Here is a 22,262-nt window from a genome sequence, read left to right on the forward strand (position 1 = left end):
CCTACTCGCGGGGAACGTTGCGCAGCAGGGCACGCAGGCCTTCCGCGTCCAGCAGATCGGCCGGGCGCAGCGTGTGTCCAGGTCGGACATAGTGGAAAGCCGCGCGCACCTGTTCCACCGGGACTTTCTTCAGCGCCGCCCAGGCCAATCGGTACGCGCCGAGCTGAACAGCCAGTGCTGGCAGCCGTTCTTCGGACGGGACGGATCCGGTTTTCCAGTCCACAACGGTCCAGCCGCCGTCCGGATCCGCGTAGACCGCGTCCATCCGGCCGCGCAGGGTGATGCCTTCGACGTCTGCGGAGAACGGCACCTCCACGGCCACCGGGACACGGTCGGACCATTCGCTGTTCTCGAAAGCTTCTTGCAGGGCTTCGAAATCGGTGTCCGGAGCCTCGCCGACGTCGGCCGCGCCGGGGAGGTCGTCGATCTCCAGCAGTCGGTCGCCGGAGAAGCGTTGCTCCAGCCAGCTGTGGAATGCGGTGCCGCGGCGGGCGAAGGTGTTGGGCGGCAACGGAAGCGGGCGACGCAGGCGTTGCGCTAGAGCGTCCGCATCGGAAGCCAGGTCCACCAGTTGGCTCACGCTCAGCTGCGCGGGCAGTGCGACGCGATCCACTGTGGACTGCGAGCGGGCGCGTTCGGCGAGCAGGACGTCGGTGTCGGCGGCCCAGCCGTCCGGGTCTTCCGGGTCGATGACGTCTTCGTCGTCTTCGAAGTCGTCTGGCAGGTACTCCTCTTCGTCCTCGGGTTCCGGCGGCAGCGGGATTTCGTCGTCCTCGGCTGCGGGGAGAGGCTCGGCTTCTGGTTCGGGCTCCGCTTTGGGTTCCGGCTCGGGTTCTTCTTCCAGGGCGGCCATTTCCGCCCGCAACAGATCCACCCCGGTGGCCACGCCGGACCGCCGGTCGCGCAGCGGATCCACCGGCCACTTCGCCGTCCGCGAGTCCGCGACCAGCGGGTTCTCCTCGCCCTCCTCCGGTTCGTCCGCCCAGACGTCCACCACGCCCAGCGGCGGATCGGCCTCGCCCATCACCTCGGCGATCTCGGACAGGAAGATCGACGGTCCTTTAGCGCGCGTGCTGCTTTCGTTCCACCAATGCCCGGAAACGAGCAGCGCGCGTTCGGAACGGGTCAGCGCGACGTAACACAGCCGTCGCTCCTCATCGGCTTCGCGCGCGACGAACCCTTCCTCGTGCAATTCCAGGGCTTCTTGCACTTCCTTGCGGTCATAGCCTTCCGCGACCTGCAGCTTCGGCAGATCCGCCGAGTCGCCGCGCAAATGCGCAGGCAGCGCGGTAGAAGTGCGCAACCATGACGACGAACGACGCTTGCCCGGGAACACCTCAGCCACCAGGTGCGGGACAGCCACCACTTCCCATTCCAGCCCCTTGGCCGAGTGGACGGTGAGCACCTGCACCCGGTCCGGAACCACCTGCACTTCACCAGGAGTGAGACCGTCTTCCGCGTGTGCCGCGGTGTTCAAGTAGTCCACAAAGGACAAAAGAGTCGCAGTCGGCGCGGTTTCCGCGTAATCAGTAACCACCTCGGCGAACGCGTCCAAATGCGCGCGGCCAGCCGATCCTGGACGGGCGAGCGATTCGACATCCAGCAGCATCGTGCGTTCGACGTCCGCCACCAATTCCGGCAGCGACTGATCCAGCCGACGACGCAATGCGGTCAATTCCGCACCGATACGGCGAATTCGGCGGTACCCCTCCGCGGAATAACGCTCGGGCGCGCCGGGTTCGTCGACGGCGTCGATCAGTCCGGCTTGTTCCGCGCGCTCGGCGACCAGCTCCGGTTCCTCGCCCTCCTTCGCGCGCGGCTCGGGCGAGGTGAGTTGGTTGGCCCGCCGCCACAATGCCGCGACATCCGCCGCCGCGATCCGCCAGCGCGCACCGGTCAGCAGCCGAGCAGCCGCGCTGCCCGCGAGCGGATCGGCGAGCACCCGCAGCGTGGACACGAGGTCGGCGACCTCCGGTTCGTCCAGCAATCCGCCGAGACCCACGACTTCCACCGGCAGCCCGCGCATCCGCATTTCCGCCGCGATCGGGGCCATGTCCGCCCGTCGCCGCACCAGGACCGCAGCCGTCGGCGGCTTGCCGGATTCTTCTTTCTCCGCATGCCAACGTTGCGCCATCGCGTCGGCGACCCACTCGCGTTCCGCGCGCACATCCGGCAGCAACGCGACCGCGATGTCCGCCGGGCCGGCACCGTCCCGCGCCCGCAACCGTTCGACGCCAAGTCCGCGCTGCCGCAACGGTTCCGAGATCGCGTTGGCCAGCTCCAGAATTTCCGGCGGATTGCGGAAACTCGTGAGCAGCCCGAATTCGTGTGCGGTTTCGAGCCGTTCCTCGCCGCGACGCGGAAAGTCCGTGGTAAACCGGGGCAGGTTAGCCGCACTCGCTCCGCGCCAGCCGTAAATCGCCTGCGCCGGGTCACCCACCGCAGTCACCGGCATCGGCGGATGATCAACGCCGCCGAACAACGACCGCAGCAACACTCGCTGTGCGTGCCCAGTGTCCTGGTATTCGTCGAGCAGCACGGCGCCGTAACGCTCGCGCTCCCCCGTGACCACTGCCGGATAGCTGTCCGCGAGCTGCGCGGCCAACGACATCTGGTCCGCGAAATCCAGCGCGCCTTCCGCCCGCTTGCGCCGGTGGTAATCCTCGACCAACGGCAGCAGCGCGAGCCTGAATCGTTGCGCTGCCAGCACATCCTGAAGTTTCACCGGCAGCGACGCGCGCTGGCCTTTAGCCCGCGGAGCGTTTTCGATGACCTCGCACAGCCACTCGGTGTACTGCCCGAGCTTCTCCGTCGAAATCAGATGCTCGCCCAGTTCACCGGCCAGCGCGAGCAGCTGCGCGGTCACCGTCGGCGGCACGCGGTCGGTGTCCAGGTCATTGTCCCAAGTGGACACCACTCGGTGCGCGAGCTGCCACGACGAAGTCTCCGACAGCAACCGGACGCCCGGCTGCACCGGAAGCCGCAAACCGTGTTCCGACAGCAAACGCCCGGCATACGCGTGATAAGTCAGCACAGTCGGCTCGCCCGCGACCACAGTGGACCGCAACGCACCCGACGGATCGATCCGCTCCAGCAGTCCCGAACCAGCAAGCCGCCGAAGCCGCGCCCGCACCCGCTCCCCGAGCTGACGCGCGGCTTTCCGGGTGAAGGTCAGGCCGAGCACCCGTTCCGGACTCACGATTCCGTTGGCCACCAACCAGACCACGCGCGCGGCCATGGTTTCGGTCTTGCCCGCGCCCGCGCCCGCGACGACCAGCGACGGCTCGACCGGCGACGCGATCACGGTCGCCTGCTCGGGCGTCGGACGGTGCAACCCCAGTGCGTCAGCGATTTCCGCGGGTCCGACGGGGTTGGCGAGCACCACCGGGCTCACGGTCCGGTCACCTGACGCCCTTCCGGACGCAGCGGGCAGCAACCGCGTGCCGGGCACCGGTCACAGTCGGCGTTCTCGTGCGCCTGGTAATCCGGGCCGACTGCCGCAGCCGCGGCGGATCGCACGAGTTCCAGCCACTCACGACCGCTGTCCTCGTCCATCGGCGGCTGATCCCGTTGCGTGGCCCCGGTTTTGTTGTTCCCCTTGGCGACGTAGACGAGTTTCGCGCCGCCAGGCGTGTTCTTGCCCTCGACCGCGCCGAGCAGCACCGCCAGCTGATACGCGGCGAGCTGCGGGTGTTTCTCCGCGTCCGCACCGGACACCGGGACCTTGCCGGTCTTGATGTCCACGATCACCGGACGCCCGTCCTTGTCCATCTCGACCCGGTCGACGCGCCCGCGCAGCAGCACGCGCACCTCTTCGTCGCCCATCGGCAACTCGACCTCGATGTCCTGCTCGACCCCGGCCTCAATCAGCTCCTGCCGCGACTTTTCCAGCCACGACACGAAGTTGCGCAGCATCAGTTCCACGCGGGACCGTTCGCGCCGGGAGAACCACGGCGCACCAGCGTCCACGCGAACCCACGCCTCGTCCAGCGCGGCCTGGATCTGCTCCTCGGTACTCCCGCCCGCGATCGCCTGCGCCAGACCGTGCACGAGCGTTCCGGTCACCGCTGCCAGCTGCGCCGGATCACTGCCGCCGTGCCGTTCGATCAGCCAGCGCAGCGGGCACTTGACCAGGATTTCCACAGTGGACGGCGAGATCCGCATGAGGTCGCCCGGACCGTGCACCGGATCCTCTGTGGACGCTTCCATCAACCCGTACCAAGTGTCCGGATGCGCCCCCGGAACCCCGGCGGCAGCCAGCCGGGCAAGCTGCTTCGCCGCCCGCTGCCGACGTTCCGGATCAGCCTTGTCGTCGCACACGACCTCGCGCAATTCGCCGACCAATTCGGCCAGCACGAGCGACCGTCCCGGCGGCTTCATCCGGGAGTCGAGCATGCCGTCGTCGGCGCCGTTCTCTTCCAAATCATCGAGGAATCGGGACGGCTGCTCGTCTTCCCCGGCCACCGCGGTGACCAGCAGCGTCCGGCGGGCCCGGCTCGCCGCGAGGTAGAACAGCCGCCGCTCCTCGGCAAGGATCGGCGCGATCGCGGACACCTTGTCGTGTTCGTCCACTCCGGACAGGAAGTCGACCAGCCGCTCCACACCTAGCAACGAACCGCGCAGCCGCATATCGGGCCACGCGCCCTCCTGCACCCCGGCGACCGCGACGACTGTCCACTCACGACCCGCCGACGCGTGCGCGGTGAGCAGCGAAACCCCTTCACCCGGAATCGCCGCCGGGGCAAGCGTGTCTCCCGCGATGTTCTGCGACGACAGATAATCCGCGAACGCCGCGACACTCGCCTTAGGCAACCGGTCGGCATACCGGCCCGCCGAATCGAACAACGCCACCACTGCGTCCAGATCACGATCAGCCTGCGCGCCCAGCGAACCGCCGCGATCCACCAGCCGCAGCAACCGCTCCTGCAACCCGCTCGCCTGCCACAGCTCCCACAGCACCGGCTCGACGCCGTCACCACGGCTCACCGCCTGGTGCGTGACACTCAGCAGCTTGCCGACCCGACGGACCGGCAGCGCCTCGTTGTCGGCGAGCCCGACGAGAATGTCCCCGCCCCGCAACGCTTCCACGAGCAGTTCGTCGCTCGACCGCTGCCCGCCGCCAGCCAACTCCAGCCGACGGAGCCCGCGCCGCAACCGCCGCAACGCCAACGGATCAGCCCCGCCAAGCGACGAGGACAGCAGCATCTCCGCGATGTCGACGTCCAGCAATTCCGGTTCCGCCGCGATCCGCAACACCGCCAGCAACGGCCGTACCGCGGAATGCTTCGCCAACGGCAATTCCTCAGTAGCCGAACCGATCGGCACGCCAGCCGCACGCAAAGCACGTTGCAACACAAGGAAAGTCCGCGCTGGGGACCGCACCAGCACCGCCATCTCCGACCACGGCACCCCGTCAACGAGATGCGCTCGACGCAGCTGATCGGCGATCCAGCTCGCCTCCGCCGCCGGAGTCGGCATCAGCCGCACCCGCACCTTGCCGCCGCGTTTCCCTTGCGGGGTAACCAACTTCCGATGCGCCGAGGCGCCCGGCAACGTCGCACCGAGCTTCGCGACCGCCGCCCGGACCGTCGGAGCGAGCCGGTGCGACGTGGTCAGCATGACGGTCCGGGCGCCGTCGTTGTCGGAATCGGCGAACAGCTTCGGGTCCGCACCACGGAAAGAAAACACCGACTGGTCCGGATCTCCGGCCACCACGAATTCCTCCGCGGTGTGCCCGATCGTGCGGATCAGCTGGACCTGCAACGGATCCAGGTGATGGGCGTCGTCCACGAACAAGTGCCGGACCCGGCCTCGTTCGCGCTCGCGCAGCTCCTCGTCGTCCTCCAGCGCGAGCAACGCCGACGTCACCAGCTCAGCGGCGTCGAGCGCGGGCGCGGCAGGCAGGCCGAGCGCGTTTCCGCCAGCCCCCTGCAGCTGGGTGACCTCCTCGTACTGCGCCCAGAAGTGCCCCGCGGCGACCCACTCCTCGCGGTCCTGGCGATGCCCGAGTTCGGTCAGGTCCTCCGGCCCGAGCCCCCGCTCGGCCGCCCGCATCAGCAGGTCGCGCAGCTCCTCGGCGAACCCCGGCACGGTCAGCGCCGGACGCAACTGCTCCGGCCACCCCGTCGCGCCCTCCTCCAGGTCGCCCTCCAGCAGTTCGCGCACGACCACGTCCTGCTCCGCTCCCGCCAGCAACCGCGGCGGCGGCAGTTCCTCGGCGCGAGCTTCCAGGCGCAGCAAGGAAAACGCGTACGAATGCACTGTGCGCACAAGCGGTTCACTCACCGTGCGCGGCAGCGGAGACTCCTGGTCCGGATCGGACGTGAGCCGTCGCGTGAGGTCGGCCCGCAGCGCGTCCGCCGCCCGGCGGGACGTCGTGAGCAGCAGCACGCTCTCCGGATCCGCCCCCTCCGCGATCCGGCGCGCGGCCGCGGTGGCGAGCAACGCCGTCTTGCCGGTGCCCGGCCCGCCGAGCACGCGGCGGAATCCCGAGGGTGCCGACAGCAGCCGCCGCGCGTCCTCGTCCCAGGTGAACGTGGGTGCGGCGGGGACCGGCGGGCGCACCAGCCGCGCCTGTCCGTTCCCTGCTCTCCGCACGTGCACATCAGCGATGGAACCATGCCCGCTCACCCGGGTGGCGCACCGGCACACCCCTCGGCGGGACTATCATCTGCCGGGTCATGAACGACGAACTGCACGAGCGGATACGCGCAGTCATCGCCGACGTACCCGCGGGGACAGTCGCGACGTACGGCGACGTCGCGGCGCTCTCCGGTGCCCCCTCCCCGCGCATGGTCGGCCGCGCCCTAGCCGAGGACGGCCACGACCTCCCCTGGCACCGCATCCTCCGCGCGAACGGCACCCCCGCGCCGCACCTGCTGCACGAACAGCTGGAGCGACTGCGCGCCGAGGGCGTGCTGGCGGACGGCGAAAAGGTGGACCTGCGGAAGTACCGCTGGCGACCGAACGGGGACGAGCCCGACGAGGACGAGCCGCCCGGCTTGTTCTAGAGCTTCCGCACGATCTCTGCACGGCGACCAGCCACCGCCCCCGGCGCGATGACACCGGGATTCGTGCCGACCCGGCCGAGCCATCCGCTCGGCGACCGTCCGGCCAGGCCCGGCGCGCGCGGCGACGAGGTTGCGGCTCCCGCACGACGGCTCGCGGGCCACGGCTTGCCGGAGACGACTTCTGCATGGCTCGGCAGGACTCCGCCCCAATGCCACATTGGGTGCGTCCCACGCACCCAATGTGGCGTTCGGTGCGTCAGATGCACCCAATGCCACATTGGGGTTTTGGCAGTGGTGTCGCGCGGCCGGGGCGAAGCGGGCCGGGGCGGTTCCCCACTCCCACTCCCGCAGAGGTCCGTGAAGGGCTCCTTGAGGGAACTAGATTCCCGCAAGGAGCCCTTCACGGACCTTCTCATCGCCTCCAAGCCGCGATCTCGCGGCCGAGCCCGCACCATCCTCCGAGGCGAGCAGGGCCCCCACGGACGCAGCCAGCCTCATCAACGACAACCGGATCCCGCCTAATCCCGGAAAACGTGGCGCCCGCCATCCTCCCCAGCCATAGCCCGGCCCACTCTTTTTAGGTTAGCCTCACCTCATGGGCGTCCTCACTTACCACCCCGGCAAGGTCATCGCGGTCCGGCGGGTCACCCCGCACATGGCTCGGGTCACGTTCGACTGCCCGGGGCTCGCGGCGGCGGGCCCGGCGGCGCCGGACGCGTACGTGAAGGTGTTCTTCCCGCTCCCCGGCCACGAGGAGCCGCACCTGCCGCCCGCCGAGACGGGCGAGGACGACGTCCTGTCCTGGTATCGCCGCTACCTCGCGATGCCCGACGACGTCCGGCCGCCGATGCGGACGTACACGGTGCGCGCGGCGCGTCCGGAGAGCGGCGAGGTGGACGTCGACTTCGTGCTGCACGAGGACAGCGGCGGCCCGGCGTCGACGTGGGCCGGGCAGGCGGAGGTCGGCGGGCGCGTCGCGTTCCTCGGGCCGCACGGGTTGTACGACGTGCCGGACGGGACGACCTGGCAGCTGCTGGTCGGCGACGAGACAGCGCTGCCGGCGATCGGTGGGATTCTCGAGAGGCTGCCGCAGTCGGCGCGCGCGTCGGTGTACGTCGAGATTCCGGACCGCGCGGAGCGACAGACCTTCGAGACCAACGGTGCGGTCGAAGTGCATTGGGTGGTCCGCGGCGCGCGTACGCACGGCGAAGCGCTCGTAGACGCCGTACGCGCGGCCGAGCTGCCCAACGGCACGCCGTACGCGTGGGTGTCCGGCGAAGCAGGCGTTGTGAAGCTCGTTCGGCGACACCTTGTCCGCGAGCGTGGCTTCGACAAGACCGCCATCTGCTTCACCGGCTACTGGCGGCAAGGCCTCAGCGAAGAAGCCGCCGGACGACAGCAGGCCGAAGCGTCCTAACCGAGCTTCGCGACCACTAGCTTCACCAACGCGCCTAGCCGCTGACGCTCCGGCTGTAGCGTGCGGATTCCGGCTGCCTCCAACGGTGCCGCAGTTACCGGACCAACGCACGCGCAGACGACCGTGCCATCGCGCAGGGTCTCGCGCAGCTCCGTGCCGTGCCCGGATTGGTCGGCGAGCGTCAGGAAGTTCGTCGCGGCCGGGGCGCTGGTGAACACCAATGCGGCCAGTTCTCCCGACAGCACTTCGTGGATCAACGAGAACACCGGCTCCGGATTCGACGGCGTGTGCCAGCGGTAGGGCTGCACCGCGAGCACCGACGCCCCGGCTGCGGCTAGCGGATCGGTGAACTCCGGCAGCGGCGCGCCGTGCAGTTGCAGCGCCACGCGCGCGCCGTCGACACCGACTTCGGTGAGCGCGCTGAACAGCTCGTCGTTGGTCTCGCCGGGCGCGGAGTACTCCTCGCGCAGACCGACGCCACGCACCGCGCCGACCGCTTTCGGCCCGCGCGCGAAGATGCGCGACCCGGCCAGCGCGTCCAACAGCGCGTCGCGAAGACCCCAGCCTTCGGCGGCGTCGAGCCACCCGCGGAACCCAGCGCCGGTGGTGATCGCGGTGAGGTCGATGGGCGCGGCGAGGACGGCTTCGGTGCCTCGGCGCAGTTCCGGATCGTCGGCCAGCGGGACGATCGTGATTGTCGGCGCGTGCCGCACTTCCGCGCCGTGCCGGAGCAACGCGCCGATCAGGTCGTCCGCGCGCCGTTCGGCCGTGACGCCGATCCGCACACCGTCCAGTTCACCCATCCGTTTGCCTCGTCTCCGGCGAACGTGCCCTGTCCAGCTCACTCATACCTCTGACCCATCTCCCGGATCGCCGCCGCCAGTTCCGTCCGCAGGTCCTCCGGCGCGAGCACCTCCAAGTGCGGCCCGAACCGCAGCAGTTCGCCGATCGCCGCTTCTCCCGGTTCGACCGGGAGATCGATGGTCAACCATCCGTCGCCGTCCGGTTCCGCTCCGGCGGCGACTGCCTCGCGAAGCGCCCGGGCACCGACACTGCCCGCATAGAACGGTACGAGAGCTTGGGAACGCGGCGAGAGGCGCACTGTCGCCGTTCGGGGGTACATCCGGCGTTCGAACTGCTCAGACCACTCCTGCCAGTAACCGGCGAGGTCGAATTCCGCCGGTCGCTCGAACTCCTCGCCGAGGTCGGTCAGCTCGTGGATGCGCGAAATCCGGTAGGTGCGATCGGTCCCCTCGCACCGGGCGGCGAGGTACCAGTTGCCCGCTTTGAGGATCAGTCCGAGCGGCTCCAGCACCCGCTCGACCTCGCGCTGCCCCCACCGTTCGTATCGGACGCGGATCCGCCGCGCGGACCACACCGCGTCGGCGACCGCGGACAGCGTCGGCAGGCTTTCGATGCCGCGATGCCAGCCGGGAACGTCGAGGTAGAACCGTTCGGCGACGCGACCGGCGCGGCTGCGCAGCTCCTGCGGCAACGCGGCGTACAGCTTCAGCTGCGCCGCCGCCAGCACCGTGCCGAGCCCCAGCTCAGCGGCCGCCACCGGGAGCCCGGCCAGCGCCAGCGACTGGGCCTCGTCCTCGTTGAGACCGGTCAGCCGGGTCCGGTAGCCGTCGACGAGCTGGTAGCCGCCGCTGCGGCCGCGGTCGGCGTACACCGGCACGCCCGAGGCCGACAGCGCGTCGATGTCCCGGTACACCGTCCGGACCGAAACCTCCAGCTCAGCGGCCAATTCCTCGGCGGTCATCCGGCCGCGGTTCTGCAGCAGGAGAAGCACGGTGAGCAAACGGCCGGCACGCATGCGGCAAGTATGACTGAAATACCTGACACAAGATGGCAGGTATGAGTGCTTGAGTAAGCGGCATGAACACGTTTGGCATGACGAAGTGGGAAGAGCACGTGGCGAGCGGCGAGGAGGGCAGCCCCCGCGTCGCGTACGTGCACGCCGCGATGGAGTACTCGGGCGTCATCCAGGGTGCGGCCACCGGCGACTACCTGCTGTACTACCCAGGCGAAGGCTACGACGGCGGCGCGACCACGTCGCCGGGCTACGACCGGTTCGAGGGCACTGTCGACGGCCGCCGCGGCACGTTCGTCGTCCGTCAGGAGTGGGGTTTCGACCCGAAGAGCATCCGCTCGGAATTCAAGGTCGTGCCGGGCTCCGGGACCGGCGAGCTGGCAGGCATCAGCGGCACCGGCACAGTGCACGGCGTGCTGGGCGAGCCGACCGTGTCGTACACCTTCGACTACCAGATCTGAAGGAGGCCGGGATGCTGGAGGTGTCGCGCGAACAGGCGCTGGCGTACCGGATCGCCGAGCAGGGGCTGCACCGCTCGGTCGCCGATCCGTACGACCTGCCGCTGCTGGACCTCGGCTTGCAGGACAGCATGCGCGACACCGCTGCGCTCTCCCTGACCGCGCGGATGCCGGACCCGGTCACGCCGGAGTCTCTTGTGGACGATGCGCGGCTCGCCCTGGTGTGGTCGCACCGGGGCGCGCCGCATTTCCACCGGCGCACCGATTTGCCCGAGTTGACCGCCGCCTTGGTGCCGGTCGACGATCCGGACGCGCTGGCCCGGATGTTGTGGCAGAAGAAGGACATCCAGGCCGCTGATGTGTCCCCTGTGGACATTGTGTTCACTACCGCGCGAGCGATCCGCAAGGTGGTCACCAAGCCGATGACCAAGGGCGTGGTGAGCGGTGAGATCACCAAGCTGTTGCCGCCCGCGTTCAGCCGCTGGTGCCGCGGCTGCAACGCCACTCACGTGCACGAGCAGCTCATGCGGATCGCCTCCCTGCACGGCGGTGCGCGGCTCGAAGCCGGGCAGTCCCCGGCGACGCTCGCGCCGCTGGAGGATCGCGGACGGATGTCCACGCGCCCGACCCCGGCGGCGGTTTCGCGCTTGATTGAGCAGTATCTGCGATTCAACGGACCCGCGACGCAAGGCGACTCGGCGGGATTTCTCGGCACCGCAAAGACTTCGGTAAGCGAGACTTGGCCTGCCTCGCTCGCCGAGGTCAAAGTGGACGGACGACGGACCTTCATCCCGGCTGACCGGCTGTCCGCACTCGAGAACCCTCCCTCGGCTGCTGGAGTACGCCTGTTGCCGCCGCTTGATCCGTACACACAGGGCCGCGACAAGGCCGTGCTCGTGCCGGACAAAGCGCGGGCGAAAGAGGTGTGGAAAATCCTCGGCAGCCCCGGCGCGTTATTGGTCGACGGCGAGATTATGGGTACCTGGCGGATGAAAGCGTCCGGCAAACGGCTGGCCTTCTCGCTCGCCGAATTCGATCCGCTCCGCCGTTCGGACCGCGAAACCGCCGAGGACGAGGCGGCCCGGGTCGCGGCCGCACGGGGTTGCCAGGACTTTTCCGTGACGTGGGGTTGACCTGCGGGCTAAAGTCCTGACGTGCTGAAATGGCTGCTCGACTCCGACCCGACGCTGCGCTGGCAGGTCGAACGGGACTTAGCGGACGCGCCGCCCGACGTCTGGACGGCCACCCGGCACAAGATCGCGACCGAGGGCTTCGGCGCGCAGCTCCTCGCGAAGCAAGACCCGGACGGGCAATGGGCCGGCGGCGCATTCTTCCCGGCGCAATTCAAACCCGGTCCGGACACCGGACAGCCGTGGACGGCCACCACCTGGTCGCTCAACGTGCTGCGTGAATGGGGCCTGGACCCGGCGGTGCTGCGCGCTCGGCGCACCGCGGAATTGATCGCCGAGAACTCTCGGTGGGAATATCACGATTTGCCCTACTGGGACGGCGAGGTCGACGTCTGCATCAACGCCTGGACCCTCGCGAACGGCGGCTGGCTCGGCGTGGACGTTTCGAAGCTCGTCCATTGGTTCACCGAGCATCAACTGGCCGACGGCGGCTGGAACTGCGAATGGGTCGACGGGTCGAAACGCTCGTCCTTCCACTCGACGCTGAACGCGGTGAAGGGCCTGCTCGCCTACGACATCGCGACCGGCGGCACCGACGAGACGCATGCCGCCCGCCGTGCTGGTGAGGAGTATCTGCTGGAACGCCGTCTGCTGTACCGGCTCTCGACCGGCGAGCAGGTGGCGTCGTGGGTGGATCATTTCGCGTATCCGGTGCGGTGGCATTACAGCGCGATCAACGCGGTCGAGCACTTCCGTGAAGCCGCCATTGTGGACGACATCCCGCCCGACCCGCGCCTCGCCGACGCAGTGGAGCGGGTTCGCGCCGCCCGGCAGCCGGACGGAACCTGGCTGCAGGACGGTCGGCTCAACGGCGACATGTGGTTCGAGGTCGACGTTCCGGCCGGGGAACCCTCGAAGTGGCTGACGCTGTACGGCACCCGAATCCTGTCCTGGTGGGACTCCGCACAGTCCTAACCAGACCGGGCGACGCGAAAGCCGACGTCGTCCACCCGGAACGTCGGGTGACTCCGGCGGCGCACCGACACCCGGACGCTCCAGTGTTCATCCGCCCAGCCGCCACCCTTGAGCACTCGATACTCGCCGTACACCGCCGGGTCGTAAAGATCCCAGCACCAATCCCAAGTGTTGCCGAGCAAATCGTAGGCACCCCAGGCATTCGGCAGCTTCTCGCCGGGCGAATGGAGCCGACCGCCGGAGTTTCCTTCGTACCAGGCGATCTCGTCCAGGTCGCCGTACCTCGGGCCGTCGGTGCCAGCGCGGCAAGCATGTTCCCATTCGGCCTCAGTGGGCAGCCGGTAGCCGGAGGCAGATCGATCCCACTCCACCTCGTCGCCGATCAGGTAAGCGGGCGAGTATCCGTCGCGTTCGGACAGTGTGTTGCAGAACCGCACAGCGTCCAACCAGGACACCTCGACCGCGGGCAGCTCTCCGCCGCCGCGGTATTGCTCCTCGGTGACCGGCATCGCGCCGAGTTCGAACGCGGGCACGTCGACTGTCCAGCTGTGTTCTGTCCGCCGGTCGGTGAGCGTCACCGTTCCCGCCGGAATGGAGACCATCCGCACCAAGCCGAGGTTAGCCGATCGACGCCGGGGTGTCGCCGGGATTCACCGCCAGCCGATAGCCGCGCTTGACCACCGTCTGCACCACTCCGGCACCGCCGAGAGAGGTCCGCAACCGGCCGATCGCCGTCTCCACCGCGTGGGCCTCGCCTCCCGACGGAAGCTCGGCGGACAGCTCTCGACGCGCAACGACCCGGCCAGGCTGCCGGGCGAGGGCGCGCAGAAGCGCCATCGGGGCTGGGGCGATCTCGCGCCATTCGCCGTCGACCAGTGCGCCGGTGCCACGAACCTGCAGCACATGACCTGCGGCGTACAGCGTCGGCGAGACCGTGACCAAGGTGTCGGCGACGGTTCGCGCCAACGCGCCGATTCGCGACCGTCTCGGTTGGACAGTCGGAATTCCCAGCGAGGCGAGCGGCCCGGCCGCGATCGGGCCGACGCACGCCACGACCACCCGGTTGCTCAACACCTCGATCAGCGCACCGAGCCGACCAGTACGCCGCGCCATCGCGACCGTCGAAGCGGCAGCGGGCGCGCTGGTGAACGGCAGCGCGTCGATCGTTCCTTCCAGGACCGCGTCCAGCAGCCGGTCGAGCGGTCCCGGGTCGGCCGGAGCCACCCAGCGGTACACCGGGATCTCGATCACCTCAGCGCCCGCCTGCCGAAGGGCCTCCGCGAAATACGGCAGCGGTTCGCCGTGCAGTTGAAGCGCGATCCGCCGTCCGTCCACTCCGGACCGGGTCAGGTACTGCAGCAGCTCCGCGCTGCTCTCCGACGCGGGCGAATAGTCCTCCGCCAAGCCCGCTGTCCGCACCGCCCCGGCGGCCTTCGGACCGCGAGTCAGCAGCGACGTGTTCGACAAGTGATCGAGCACCTTTTCGCCGAGGCCCCAGCCTTCCGCGGCCTCGATCCAGCCGCGAAAGCCGATCCCGGTCGTCGCCACCACAATGTCCACTGGCGACTCGAGCAACCGCATCGTCGCCGCGTGCAACTCGGTGTCGTCGGCCAGCGGCACGATCCGGATCGCCGGTCCGTAACGGACGGCCGCACCCTGGCGCACGAGCAGCGCGCCCAGCTCTTCAGCTCGGCGCGCTGCCGTGATTCCCACCGTGAACCCGGCCAGTGGCCGGACGTCCGTCACGGTGATCCCACCTCGATCACCCCGTCCCGTACGCGAACCGGATACACCGGTACCGAGACTCCTTCTGCGTCCAGACACGCGCCGCTGAGCAGCGAGAACCGCTCTTTGTAGACCGGTGACGCGACCACCGGCTCTCCCCCGGCGTCGCCGACGATCCCGCGTGACAGCACCGCCGCCCCACTGCACGGGTCCCAATTGGACAGTGCGTGCCAGCCGTCGCCAACGTGGAACACCGCGACCTGCTGGCCGTCGACCAGGGCCGCCGCTCCGGAGAACTCTGGAATGTCCGCGGCCGCGCACACCGCGGTCCAGGATGAGGTCATGGTCATCGCCGCACCTCCGGAACTCCCAGCAGCACCGGGATCCGCTGCTCCCGCTCCTCGCGGAACGAGATCGACGGGTCCGGCGTCCCCGGCGCGTTCACGAATGAACTGAACCGCGCCAGCTTGTCCGGATCCTCCAGCACCCCGCGCCATTCGTCGGTGTAGCCCTCGATGTGTTTCGCCATCGCGGCGTCCAGGTCCTCGCAGATGCCGAGGCTGTCGTCCACGATCACCGCGCGCAGGTGGTCGAGCCCGCCGTCCAGTTCCTCGATCCACGGCGCCGTGCGCTGCAGCCGATCCGCCGTGCGCACGTAGAACATCAGGAAACGGTCGATCGTGCGCACCAGCGTTTCTGTGTCCACATCAGACACCAGAAGCTCCGCGTGCCGAGGTGTCGCGCCGCCGTTGCCGCCGACGTAGAGGTTCCATCCGTGTTCGGTGGCGATCACGCCGAAGTCCTTGCCGCGCGCTTCAGCACATTCCCGCGCACACCCGGACACTCCGGCCTTGATCTTGTGCGGCGACCGCAGGCCGCGATACCGCAGTTCCAAGTCGATCGCCAGCCCCACGCTGTCCTGCACGCCATACCGGCACCAGGTCGATCCGACGCAGGATTTGACTGTCCGCAACGATTTTCCGTAAGCGTGCCCGGACTCGAAGCCCGCGTTGACCAGCCGCCGCCAGATCTCCGGCAGCTGGTCCACAGTGGCCCCGAACAGGTCGATCCGCTGTCCGCCGGTGATCTTCGTGTACAGCCCGAAATCCTGCGCGACTTGCGCGATCACCATCAGCTTCTCCGGGGTGATCTCCCCGCCGGGAATCCGCGGCACCACCGAATAGCTGCCGTTGCGCTGCATGTTCGCGAGGAACCGGTCGTTCGTGTCCTGCAGCGCGGCCTGCTCGCCGCCGAGGATGTGACCGTTGCCCAAAGTCGCCAGGATCGACGCCACCGCGGGCTTGCAGACCGCACAACCGGTCCCGGTGCCGTACCGGCTCACTACCTCGCTGAACGTCGTCATCCGCGTCGCCCGGATGATCTCGAACAACTCCGCGCGCGACTGCGTGAAGTGTTCGCACAACGCCTTCGACTGCTCGACGCCGCACGCGTTCAGCAGCTTCGCCAGCATCGGCACACACGAGCCGCACGAGGTTCCCGCCCGCGTACACGCCTTCAGCTTCCCGACCGAATCGCAGCCGTCCTCGGTGATCGCCCGGGTCAACGCACCCTTGGAAACCCCGTTGCACGAACAAACCTGTGCCTCGTCCGGCAACGCGTCCACGCCGACCGCCGCGCCGCCACCGGCTGGCGCGAGCAACGCACCAGGGTCAGCAGGCAGCGGACGACCGACCAGCGCCCGCAGCGTGTTGTATTCCGCCGCGTCACCGACCAGGACCCCGCCAAGCAGCGTCCGGCCGTCGTCGGTCACCACGAGCTTCTTGTACGTCCCTGCCACGGCGTCGTTCACCGCGACTTCCAGCGCTCCTTCGGTGGCCGCATGCGCGTCGCCGAAACTGGCGACGTCGACGCCCATCAGCTTCAGCTTCGTCGCGGTGTCCGGCTCGGGGAAGCTCGCCGTGGTGCCGGTGAGCTGCGCCGCGACCACCTCCGCCATCGCGTATCCCGGCGCGACGATGCCGTACACGCGGCCTTCGACGGCCGCGCATTCGCCGATCGCGTAGACCGCTGAGTCGCTGGTCCGGCAAGTCGCGTCGACCAGCACGCCGCCGCGCTCGCCGACGTCCAAACCGGACTCCCGAGCCAGGTCGTCCCGGGGACGAACACCGGCGGAGAAGACCACCAGGTCGACGTCTAGCTCCGTGCCGTTGCCCAGCTTAGCCAGCAACCGCGGTCCGTCGGCCTCGATCGCATCTGTTGAGGTTCCAGTGTGGACAGTCACGTCAAGGTTCGCGATCAGCCGCCGAAGCAGCCCGCCCCCACCATCGTCGACCTGTAACGGCATCAACCGCGGAGCCATTTCCACGACGTGCGGCGACAATCCCAGGTCCCGCAACGCCTTCGCCGCTTCCAGCCCGAGCAGACCGCCACCGATGACCATTGCCGCCCGACGGCCGCGTCCTTGCCGTTCAGCCGCCGCGCGAATCGCGTCGAGGTCTTCGATCGTCCGGTACACGAAGACACCCGGCAGGTCCCGCCCCGGCACCGGCGGTACGAAGGGACGAGAACCAGTCGCCAGCACCAGTTGGTCATACGGCTGCACGTGTCCGGAAGCCGTCGTCACCGTCTTGGCTTCGCGATCCACCGAAACGACAACCTCGCCGAGGCGAAGTTCAACCGCGTCGTCGCCGGCGTAATCCGATCCCGGCAACGCCAATGCCGCCGGATCCCAACTGTCCACATAGGAAGTCAGTGCGACCCGGTCGTAGGCGGGACAGCTTTCCTCGCCGAGGACGACGACCCGCCACTCACCCGCCGGGTCTGCCGCTCGAAGTGCCTCCACGAACCGGTGCGCGACCATTCCGTGCCCGGCGACCACCACTGTAGGCATTTCAGACCTCCGCTCCTGCCAACGCCACCTGCGTGCGCACCGCCGGCTTGCGCAGATAGCCGAACCACGTCACACCCACGCACACCGCATAGAAGACCAGGAATCCGACGAACGCCGGGACCCCGCTGTGCGCGGTGGCGAACGACTGCCGGAACGCGAGGTTGATGAACAACCCGCCCAGCGCGCCGATCGCGCCCGCCAGTCCAATCAACGCACCGGACAGCCGACGTGCGTTCCGCAATTCCGTCGCCTCGTCCGCACCGGCCTGGATCGCCGCCCGCGCCTTTACCTGGAAAATCGCCGGGATCATCTTGTACGTCGACCCGTTGCCGACTCCGGTGAGCACGAACAAAACAATGAACGCGGCGGTGAACGTCGCCAGCGAATCAGCCGAGGAAGCCAACACCAACACCACTGTCGCCAACGCCATCGCCCCGAAGGTCGCGAAAGTGACCCGCCCGCCGCCGATGCGGTCAGACAGCCAGCCACCGATCGGCCGCGACAGCGAACCCAGCAACGGACCGAGGAACGTCACCGCAGCCGCCTGCAACGGCGTCCGGCCGAACTGGTTCTGGAGCACCAAACCGAAGGCGAAGCTGTAACCGATGAAGGAGCCGAACGTGCCGACGTACAACAGCGACATCACCCAGGTGTGTCCATAACGGACTACCTCGCGCATTGCCTTGGTGTCACCGCGAACGCTGGCCAGGTTGTCCATGAACAACGCGGCGCACGTCGCGGCGATGACGATCAAGGGAAGGTAGATGTAGAGCACCAGCCGCGGCGCAGTCGCACCAACGGTGCCGATCACGAGGAGTCCGACAAGCTGAATCACCGCGACACCGAGGTTTCCGCCACCGGCGTTCAACCCCAGTGCCCAGCCCTTGTGCCGTTCCGGATAGAAGGTGTTGATGTTCGTCATCGACGAGGCGAAGTTTCCGCCGCCGACACCGCCGAGCGCCGCCATCAGCACGAAGGTGCCGAGCGAGGTACCGGGGTGCAGCACGACCGCGGTCAGCACTGTCGGGATGAGCAGCAGCAACGCACTGATGACTGTCCAATTGCGACCGCCGAACCGGGCGACCGCGAAGGTGTACGGGATGCGCATGATCGCCCCGACCACCGTCGGCGTGGAGACGAGCAGGAACTTGTCCGCCGCGCTGAATCCGTAGGCCGGGCCCATGAACAGCACCACGACTGACCACAATGTCCAGATCGAGAAGCCGATGTGCTCGGAGAACACGGAAAACCACAGGTTGCGCCGGGCGACGCGTTTGCCGGTCGTTTCCCAGAACTCGTCGTCCTCGGGATCCCAGTGCTCGATCCAACGGCGGGTCATGGCGTCCTCCTTGTTACCGGGGGCGGTCATTGCGCGGCCAGCCAGTCCGCGACCGCGCCGACCGTGTCGCGGCAGCTGCCGCATCCCGTGGTGGCGCGGGTGGTGCGGGCGAGTGCGGCAGCGTCGGTGGCGCCACCCCGCCAGGCTTCGATCAGTCGCCCTTTGGTCACCGCGTTGCAGCGGCAGATCACTGTGGACGAAGGAAGATCGGCCGGGCTCGCCGCTGTCGGCGAGCCCGCGGGCAACGCGCGGCCGAGCAGAACCGCGAGCCGGTCTTCAGGCACCGGCGTGCCTCGGTCGTGCAACTGCGTCACGGTCGCCGCCGCGTCCGGCAAGCCGAGCAGGATCGCGCCGGTCACCCGGTCGCCGCGGACGACGAGCTTGCCGTACCGGCCGCCGGACGGATCGTCGAAGGTCACGACCTCGGCGGCGTCGTCCTCGCTGGTCACCTGCGTTTCGCCGAGTGCGGCGAGATCGATGTCGCGGGCTTTGAGCCGGGTGACCGTGCGAGTGCCGCGATACCGCGCCGTAGCGTCCGCGCCGGTGAGCAGGTCCGCCAACACGGCGGCTTGTTCCCACGCTGGCTGCACCAAGCCTGCTGGTGCGCCTGGGTGGCGGGCGCAGTCGCCCAGTGCGTGGATCCGGCCGTCGCTAGTCCGAAGTAGATCGTCCACGAGGATGCCGCGGTCCACTTCGAGCCCGGCGGCTTCGGCGAGCGACGTTTCCGGCCGCACCCCGGCCGCGACGACCACGAGGTCAGCAGGAACGAAGCTGCCGTCGTCGAGTTTCAAGCCGTCGCCGGGAAGGTGCCGGGCGGCCGTTACCTCGAACCGGAACGTCACGCCCAGCTCCGCCAGCCGGCGCGCCAGCACTCGGCCCGCACCGGAATCCAGTTGGCGTTCCAGCACATGCGGCTGCGGGTGCACCACTGTCACGTTCGCACCGCGACCGGCCAGGCCTCGTGCGGCCTCCAAGCCGAGCAGCCCGCCGCCGAGTACCGCGACCGGTGCGCCCGGACGTGCGGCGTCCACGATGCGCGCACAGTCGTCCAGCGTCCGGAACGTCACGACCTCGGGGCCGAGTTCGAGCCCTTCGACCGGTGGCAACCAAGGCGCGGCACCGGTCGCGAGGACTACTGCGTCGTAAGGGAAATCCTCGGTCTCAGTACAGACAGCTCGCCGCGTCGGATCGATTCGCGTCACCCGCGTTCCGAGCCTGAGGTCGACCTGCGTCTGCGCTGCCCATTCTGAATCGTGCAGCCGCACCGTTTCCGGGTTCATGCCGCCCGCGACCACAGTGGACAGAAGTACCCGGTTGTACGCCGGGTGCGGCTCTTCGCCGAGCACAGTCAGCCGCACTCTCTGCGCTTCCGGATCACGCCGCCGGATCTCGTCGGCGAGCCGTGCCCCGGCCATCCCGTATCCGATGATGACGACGTTCCGCGCGCTCATGCTTCCGCCCTCGCCAACGACACCGCGCACACCTTGAACTCCGGCATCCGGCTCACCGGGTCGAGCGCCGGGTTGGTCACCAGGTTCGCCCGCGCCGCGCCGGGAAAGTGGAACGGCATAAAGACCAGGTCGGCCCGCATCGACGAAACACACCGCACCTGCGCGACCGTCTCCCCGCGCCGCGACCGCACCACTGCCCGATCGCCGTCGGCCAGCCCGGACCGCGCCGCAGTGTCCGGATGGACCTCGACGAACACCTCCGGCACGACCGCCGTCAGCTCCGCGATCCGGCGGGTCTGCGCACCGGATTGGTAGTGCTGCAGGACTCGACCGGTCGTGGCCTGCAACGGAAATACCTCGTCCGGAAGCTCGGCGGGTCCACTGTGGTCAACTTCCGCGAACCGCGCCCGTCCATCCGGGTGGGCGAATCCGTCGAGAAACATTCGCGGTGTGCCCGGGTGCGTCTCGTCCGGAACAGGCCAGTGCAGGGCTTCGCCGGACCGCAACCGTTGGTACGTCACGCCGGAGTAGTCCGCGGCCCCGCCCTTCGACGCGGCACGCAGTTCCTCGAAGACCTCCGCCGCGTCGTCCGGGAACCTTTCGGCTGGCTGTCCAATTCGGACGGCGAGTTCCCGCAAGAGCGACAGATCGCTGCGTACTCCGTCCGGCGGTTCGATCGACTGCTGCCGCAGCAGGACCCTGCCTTCGAGGTTGGTCAGCGTGCCTTCCTCTTCGGCCCATTGCGGCACCGGGAAAACCACGTCAGCCAGTTCTGCGGTTTCCGACAGGACGAAGTCCGCCACCACGAGAAGATCCAGTTCAGTCAACCGATCCTGTACGCGAGCCGAGCGCGGCGCGGACACCACCGGATTGCTTCCGAACACAAGCAACGCCTTGATCGAATCGCCCAGTTCATCGAGCAACTCGACCGCCGATCGACCTGGCCCCGGCAAGCTTTCCGCTGGCACACCCCAAACTCCAGCTACATACGCACGCGCCGCTGGGTGGTCGATCTTGCGATACCCCGGCAGTTGATCCGCCTTCTGCCCGTGCTCACGCCCGCCTTGGCCGTTGCCCTGCCCCGTCAGACAGCCGAACCCAGATCCGGCCCGGCCCGGCAATCCCAACGCCAGTGCGAGATTGATCCACCCGCCGACGGTCGCGGTGCCGGACGCGTGCTGTTCCGTCCCGCGCCCGGTGAGCACATACGCGTTGGCCGCCCGCGCCAGCATTTCCGCCGCCCGGCGCTGATCCGCGGCCGAGACACCGGTCACCCGCTCGACTCGCTCCGGCCACCAGGTCGCGGCGATCCGCCACATCGCGTCGAATCCGGCCGTCCGAAGATCTACATAGGACTTGTCCAGGTGTCCTTCGGCGACAACCGCGTGCAGAATTCCCAACGCCAGAGCAAGATCCGTTCCCGGCGCGGGCGCGAGGTGCAACGCGGCGCGCTCGGCTGTCGGAGTTCGGCGCGGGTCGATGACGATCAGTTCCGCGCTCTCGAGGTGCTGCATGAACGGCGGCATCGTTTCGGCCGGGTTCGCTCCGGCGAGCAGGACTACGTCCGCGCCCGCGAGATCGGTGACGGGGAACGGAAGTCCGCGGTCCACGCCGAACGCGCGGATCCCGGCCGCGGCGGCGGAGGACATGCAGAATCGGCCGTTGTAGTCGATTTGCGACGTTCTGAGCGCAATTCGGGCGAATTTCCCGAGCAGGTAAGCCTTTTCGTTGGTGAGACCGCCACCGCCGAACACCGCCACCGAGTCCGCGCCGTGGGCCTGTCGCGATGTTCGTAGCCGAGCCGCGACGAAATCCAGTGCCTCGTCCCAGGAAACCGGCTCCAGTTCACCGTTTCGGCGGAGCAACGGCGAGGTCAGTCGTGCGCCGGATTCCAGCAGCGAGCCCGCTGTCCAGCCTTTCTGGCACAAGCCGCCCGCGTTGACCGGGAAATCCCTTGGGGTGACCCGGGTCTCAGCCAGGCGCATCCCGCACTGCAAGGCGCAGTACGGGCAATGTGTGTCGACGTGCGGCACAGGCGCTCCTCGGGTCGGCGATGACCCGACGGTAAGGACGCTGTGTTACCTCGACGT

General features: G+C 68.6%; 16 protein-coding genes. 5 read left to right on the forward strand and 11 right to left on the reverse strand.

Annotation, left to right across the window (positions count from 1 at the left end; all coding sequences use genetic code 11):
* Position 1 precedes the first annotated feature (1 nt).
* Together ACFORO_RS40745 and ACFORO_RS40750 are read right to left on the reverse strand one after the other, a co-directional pair.
* Positions 2-3,394, reverse strand: a complete 3,393-nt coding sequence (locus ACFORO_RS40745; protein ID WP_377873064.1) for an ATP-dependent helicase — start codon at positions 3,392-3,394, stop codon at positions 2-4.
* Positions 3,391-6,564 carry an ATP-dependent helicase gene (locus ACFORO_RS40750; RefSeq protein WP_377873096.1) on the reverse strand — a complete coding sequence of 1,058 codons (3,174 nt, stop codon included), beginning with the start codon at positions 6,562-6,564 and terminating at the stop codon, positions 3,391-3,393. Before ACFORO_RS40750 ends, ACFORO_RS40745 begins: the two co-directional genes overlap by 4 nt.
* Positions 6,565-6,680: 116 nt before the next feature.
* Here ACFORO_RS40750 and ACFORO_RS40755 point away from each other — a divergent pair, with 116 nt between their 5' ends.
* Together ACFORO_RS40755 and ACFORO_RS40760 are read left to right on the forward strand one after the other, a co-directional pair.
* Positions 6,681-7,010 (forward strand): MGMT family protein, encoded by a 330-nt coding sequence (locus tag ACFORO_RS40755; RefSeq protein ID WP_354744809.1) that lies wholly within the window; start codon positions 6,681-6,683, stop codon positions 7,008-7,010.
* A gap of 595 nt (positions 7,011-7,605) precedes the next feature.
* Positions 7,606-8,427: a siderophore-interacting protein gene (locus ACFORO_RS40760; RefSeq protein WP_377873065.1), complete on the forward strand. Its 822-nt coding sequence runs from the start codon at positions 7,606-7,608 to the stop codon at positions 8,425-8,427.
* Here ACFORO_RS40760 and ACFORO_RS40765 read toward each other — a convergent pair.
* On the reverse strand, positions 8,424-9,230 hold the full coding sequence (locus ACFORO_RS40765; RefSeq protein ID WP_377873066.1) for a uroporphyrinogen-III synthase: 807 nt from the start codon (positions 9,228-9,230) through the stop codon (positions 8,424-8,426). The genes ACFORO_RS40760 and ACFORO_RS40765 overlap by 4 nt on opposite strands.
* Before the next feature lie 38 nt (positions 9,231-9,268).
* On the reverse strand, positions 9,269-10,246 hold the full coding sequence (locus tag ACFORO_RS40770; protein WP_354750770.1) for a helix-turn-helix transcriptional regulator: 978 nt from the start codon (positions 10,244-10,246) through the stop codon (positions 9,269-9,271).
* A 62-nt stretch (positions 10,247-10,308) separates the two neighbouring features.
* Here ACFORO_RS40770 and ACFORO_RS40775 point away from each other — a divergent pair, with 62 nt between their 5' ends.
* The 3 genes from ACFORO_RS40775 to ACFORO_RS40785 are packed head-to-tail and all read left to right on the forward strand — an operon-like array spanning position 10,309 to position 12,806.
* A complete protein-coding gene (locus ACFORO_RS40775; RefSeq protein WP_377873067.1) occupies positions 10,309-10,704 on the forward strand; it encodes a DUF3224 domain-containing protein in 396 nt (131 codons plus the stop codon).
* A gap of 11 nt (positions 10,705-10,715) precedes the next feature.
* Positions 10,716-11,834 (forward strand): winged helix DNA-binding domain-containing protein, encoded by a 1,119-nt coding sequence (locus ACFORO_RS40780; protein WP_377873068.1) that lies wholly within the window; start codon positions 10,716-10,718, stop codon positions 11,832-11,834.
* Positions 11,835-11,855: 21 nt separating this feature from the next.
* The gene (locus ACFORO_RS40785; protein ID WP_377873069.1) at positions 11,856-12,806 is read left to right on the forward strand and encodes a squalene cyclase; all 951 of its coding nucleotides are present in this window, start codon (positions 11,856-11,858) and stop codon (positions 12,804-12,806) included.
* On the opposite strand, the gene ACFORO_RS40790 is transcribed toward ACFORO_RS40785, so the two are convergent.
* Genes ACFORO_RS40790 through ACFORO_RS40820 form a run of 7 tightly spaced genes read right to left on the reverse strand, consistent with a single transcriptional unit; the run spans position 12,803 to position 22,205 of the window.
* Positions 12,803-13,408, reverse strand: a complete 606-nt coding sequence (locus ACFORO_RS40790; RefSeq protein WP_377873097.1) for a formylglycine-generating enzyme family protein — start codon at positions 13,406-13,408, stop codon at positions 12,803-12,805. The genes ACFORO_RS40785 and ACFORO_RS40790 overlap by 4 nt on opposite strands.
* A 16-nt stretch (positions 13,409-13,424) precedes the next feature.
* Positions 13,425-14,552 (reverse strand): uroporphyrinogen-III synthase, encoded by a 1,128-nt coding sequence (locus tag ACFORO_RS40795; RefSeq protein ID WP_377873070.1) that lies wholly within the window; start codon positions 14,550-14,552, stop codon positions 13,425-13,427.
* The gene (gene nirD / locus ACFORO_RS40800) at positions 14,549-14,881 is read right to left on the reverse strand and encodes a nitrite reductase small subunit NirD (protein WP_377873071.1); all 333 of its coding nucleotides are present in this window, start codon (positions 14,879-14,881) and stop codon (positions 14,549-14,551) included. Before nirD ends, ACFORO_RS40795 begins: the two co-directional genes overlap by 4 nt.
* Complete coding sequence (nirB, locus tag ACFORO_RS40805; RefSeq protein WP_377873072.1) at positions 14,878-17,382, reverse strand: nitrite reductase large subunit NirB; 2,505 nt, start codon at positions 17,380-17,382, stop codon at positions 14,878-14,880. The genes nirD and nirB overlap by 4 nt, the downstream gene beginning before the upstream one ends.
* 1 nt (position 17,383) lies before the next feature.
* Positions 17,384-18,721, reverse strand: a complete 1,338-nt coding sequence (locus ACFORO_RS40810) for a nitrate/nitrite transporter (RefSeq protein WP_377873073.1) — start codon at positions 18,719-18,721, stop codon at positions 17,384-17,386.
* Positions 18,722-18,747: 26 nt separating this feature from the next.
* Entirely contained in the window at positions 18,748-20,172 is a 1,425-nt protein-coding gene (locus tag ACFORO_RS40815) for an FAD-dependent oxidoreductase (protein WP_377873074.1), read from the reverse strand.
* Positions 20,169-22,205 (reverse strand): molybdopterin oxidoreductase family protein, encoded by a 2,037-nt coding sequence (locus tag ACFORO_RS40820; RefSeq protein WP_377873075.1) that lies wholly within the window; start codon positions 22,203-22,205, stop codon positions 20,169-20,171. Before ACFORO_RS40820 ends, ACFORO_RS40815 begins: the two co-directional genes overlap by 4 nt.
* Positions 22,206-22,262: the final 57 nt, after the last annotated feature.

The sequence above is a fragment of the Amycolatopsis halotolerans genome, from assembly GCF_042647905.1.
Taxonomy (GTDB): domain Bacteria; phylum Actinomycetota; class Actinomycetes; order Mycobacteriales; family Pseudonocardiaceae; genus Amycolatopsis; species Amycolatopsis halotolerans.